At 54.3% G+C, this 3568-nt stretch carries 3 protein-coding genes; all 3 read left to right on the plus strand.

Features of this window, described 5'->3' with window-relative positions; genetic code table 11:
* The coding region (locus P8X75_14920) for an adenylate class-3/4/guanylyl cyclase (protein MEJ1996473.1) at nt 1-240 on the plus strand (240 nt) is incomplete at its 5' end.
* Between the two features lie 156 nt (nt 241-396).
* Nucleotides 397-1428, plus strand: a complete 1032-nt coding sequence (locus P8X75_14925) for a transporter substrate-binding domain-containing protein (GenBank protein MEJ1996474.1) — start codon at nt 397-399, stop codon at nt 1426-1428.
* A gap of 28 nt (nt 1429-1456) precedes the next feature.
* Nucleotides 1457-3442 carry an adenylate/guanylate cyclase domain-containing protein gene (locus P8X75_14930; protein MEJ1996475.1) on the plus strand — a complete coding sequence of 662 codons (1986 nt, stop codon included), beginning with the start codon at nt 1457-1459 and terminating at the stop codon, nt 3440-3442.
* Nucleotides 3443-3568: the final 126 nt, after the last annotated feature.

Below are 3568 nucleotides of genomic sequence, written 5' to 3' on the forward strand. Positions count from 1 at the left end.
GGAGAAGCGGCCTACATTCTGGAGCAGAAAGCCACACCATATCACTACAACTACGGACAAATGGCCGCGTGCTACGGACAGTTAGGGCGCAAGGAGGAGGCCGCAGAATGCTGGGCTCGCTATCTCCAAGGGACCCCGGGAGCGACCATTGCTTCGGTCGGCGAGTCTAACAGCTACAAGCATCAAGCCGACGTCGAGCATTGGACGGAAGGCTTGCTCAAAGCTGGATTGAGCAACTGATCAAACCACAGGCTTTAACGAGTTGGAACAAGGTTGATAATGATGATGTCCGCTTCTAGCTAAAAGCGGACATCTTGATCGGTAGAGTTCAGGCAAGAGACGACACCCGGGCAAATACACTAAGAAAATGCTAAACTAAGTTTGGGAGGAAGCATCATGCGTTGCCCTTTCCAAGCTATGGCTATCATTTTTCTCTCTTTCAGTGCCGCGATCTGCAGTCCGGCTCCCTCACTCGCGGGCACGTTGGAAGAGGTTCAAAGTCGCGGCTACGTCCGATGCGCGATCGGCAATAGGCCGGTGGGCGATACGCGTATTGGAGAAACCGGCTACGAAGGCTTTTTCCCTGAATTCTGCCGAAATGTCGCCATTGCATTGTTCAACGACAGAAACGCCGTGCAGCTCTCGCCGATGCTTATCAGACATGGGCTCCAGAGCATCGCCCAAGGCGATGTCGATATCTATGTCTCCAATGTGACCTGGACGTTCTCACGCGACATGGAATTGGGACTGACACCAGCCGCGGTACTCTATTATGACGGTCAGGGGTTCATGTCCCACCTAGGAACCGTGAATGGGCCCCTTTCCGCGCATCAAGGGGCTCGAGTCTGCGTATCCCGCTCGACGACCACCATCGCAAATCTCCGAGACTACATTGCAATCCACGAGTTGGATTGGGAGGTGCTGGCCTTTGAGTCGTCGGAGGGTCGGAACGATGCTTTCTTCTCGCGGCAATGCGATCTGCTGACGACCGATGCCCTTGTTTTGGCTTCTCTGCGGGCCACAGCCGTCGATAACCCCGCAAACTATGTTCTTCATCGAGAGATCATCTCAAAAGAGCCTCTCGTCGCCTATGTGAAAGATGACGATATGGCTTGGGGAAACCTGGTCCGCTGGACGGTCAACGCAACTATTCTCGCTGAGGAGAAGGGCATCACCCAGGCCAACTATCATTCCTTCTTAACAAGCGAAGATCCCGCTGTACTACGGCTCTTGGGCGAGGAAGCCACTGGGGGTACGGAAAGCATTGGGCTCGATCCCTTATGGGCGAGGAACATCATCGCAAGCTCGGGCAACTACGGTGAGATCTTCGACCGATACCTCGGCAAAGATAGCGCAATAGGTGTGGTGCGTGGCGCCAACAAGCTGTGGAGTGATGGTGGATTGATGTTTAGCCCGCCATTCCGATGAACAGCGACCCTTTACCGGGAGCTGGACGATGGACTTGGAAGAGAAAATCCGCCTGAGCCAGCGCATTTCGACGCTGGTCTTGGCGATTCTCTTTTGTATTGCCGTCCTTGTTCTAGGCGGTTTGGCCGTCACTGCTTACCGGCTGGTGCAGATCCAAGAGAACCTGGGAGATCTGCGAAACGAAGCGCTGCCGCGTTTAATCAAGCTGTCACAATTGTCTCAAGACGCCGCAGCCACGATCGCAATCGCGCCGGCTCTGAGTAGCCAGCCAACTCGGTTCGAGTTTGAAACCCTGCTGTCCAGGATCAAAGATAAGCAGGCTTCTCAGGAGGCGCTTATCGCTGATCTTGCTCCCTTGCTGACGGACGAAGCGGCGGCGCAGGTGATCAAGAGAAACGGTCAAGCCTTAAGCGGCAATCTCACGTCGCTGACCGATGTGGTGAGTCACCAGATCGATATACGCAAGAGCCTTGAAGAGGATGTCGAGTTCTTAAGAGCAACGGCCAAATCATTGAACGCCGGCTCAGGGTCGGATCGCAGCTCCCTGCTGCTGAAATCTCTAGCGGCAAATGTCGCTCTCCTCAACGCGCTTCTGGATCCAAATGCGGCTCGGTTCTCCCAAAACTGGCGATCAGCAAAAGCGGAAATGGAGGCGGTTCAACGGTCTCTTGAAGCCGCGGTCGAGGCAACGGCGCCATCGATTGACAAGGACGAAGATCCGGCGCGTGAGCTTGTGAGTTTCTGGGCTGAGCAAGAGGCCCGGATGCTGGAAGACAAGCGGAACGAGCTCTCGAATGAGTTCAAGATCAAGGCGCTGGCTGAGGAGAACTCACTGATTGCTAATCGTTTGGTGATCAGCGCGAGCAATGAATTCAGCAGAGCGAGCGGGAAGCTTGAGGCTCAGATAGAGACCGTTGCATTCATCACGCGCATCACTCTTATCGTAATGGTTTTGGTCGCCGTCGCATTTGGCGCAGGCAACTATTCGGTTTGGCTGGCATTGCAGCACCGCGTCTTTAGAAGGCTGAACCAAATCCGCGACTCACTCCAGCGTTTTGCTCAGGACCGCAGCCCATCTGACGCCGATCAGCGACCTGATGAGATTGGAGGGATATCGAGGTCACTCATCCACTACATGGACGTGATCGCCGAGCGTGAGGCCGAACTGGCACAGAAGACGAAAGTCCTGGAGGGACTATCGAACCAACTTTCCAAGTACCTTTCCCCTCAAGTCTACAGCTCCATATTCTCGGGCAAGCAGGAGGTAAGGCTCACCAGCAAACGCAAGAAACTAACCATATTCTTCTCCGACATTGTTGGTTTCACCCAAATGGCCGACAGGCTCGAATCGGAAGAACTCAGCCAGCTTTTGAACCAATACCTGACCGCCATGTCGCAAATCGCCCTTGCGTATGGCGCGACCATCGACAAGTACGTCGGCGACGCCATCTTGGCTTTCTTCGGTGATCCAGAGTCCAGAGGCATAAAGGAAGACGCCGTAGCCTGTGTCACAATGGCGATAGCCATGCGCAAGAAGATGGACACTCTAGCCGATGACTGGCGGGAGGCCGGCATCGACAAGCCTCTCCAGGTACGCATCGGCATCACCACCGGATACTGCACCGTTGGAAACTTTGGCAGCGAAGATCGGCTCGACTACACGATCATTGGCGGCGCGGTGAACACCGCATCGCGCCTTCAAAGTCTGGCGCCTCCAAACGAGATCATCGTCTCCTATGAGACTTATGCCCTCGTGCGGGATGAAATCTGTTGCGTTGAGCATGGCGAGGTGGACGTGAAGGGAATCGCCTATCCGGTTGCGACCTACAAGGTCCTCGATACCCTAGAGGCCATCGAACGACAAACCCATCACTTCCTTGAGACACATCCCCATATGACGGTGGATTTCGATCTAAACCGAATGAACTCGGATGAGTTGGATCGGGCGCAGAAGACATTGGAGGATGCGCTGCGCGTCCTTACTTCTTGGAAGGCTGATCAGACCGGTGACTAGATCAAAAAGTGGCGGTCCAGCTTTTCGTCCGCTATTGGCTAAAAGCAGACCAAAGCCGATACAAGGTTCTCAAAAGTGAATTAACTGAGATAAGGCGACTGTTCAAAAGGTCTCCATAGAGCTATG

This window comes from Limibacillus sp. (assembly GCA_037379885.1).
GTDB lineage: Bacteria > Pseudomonadota > Alphaproteobacteria > Kiloniellales > CECT-8803 > JARRJC01.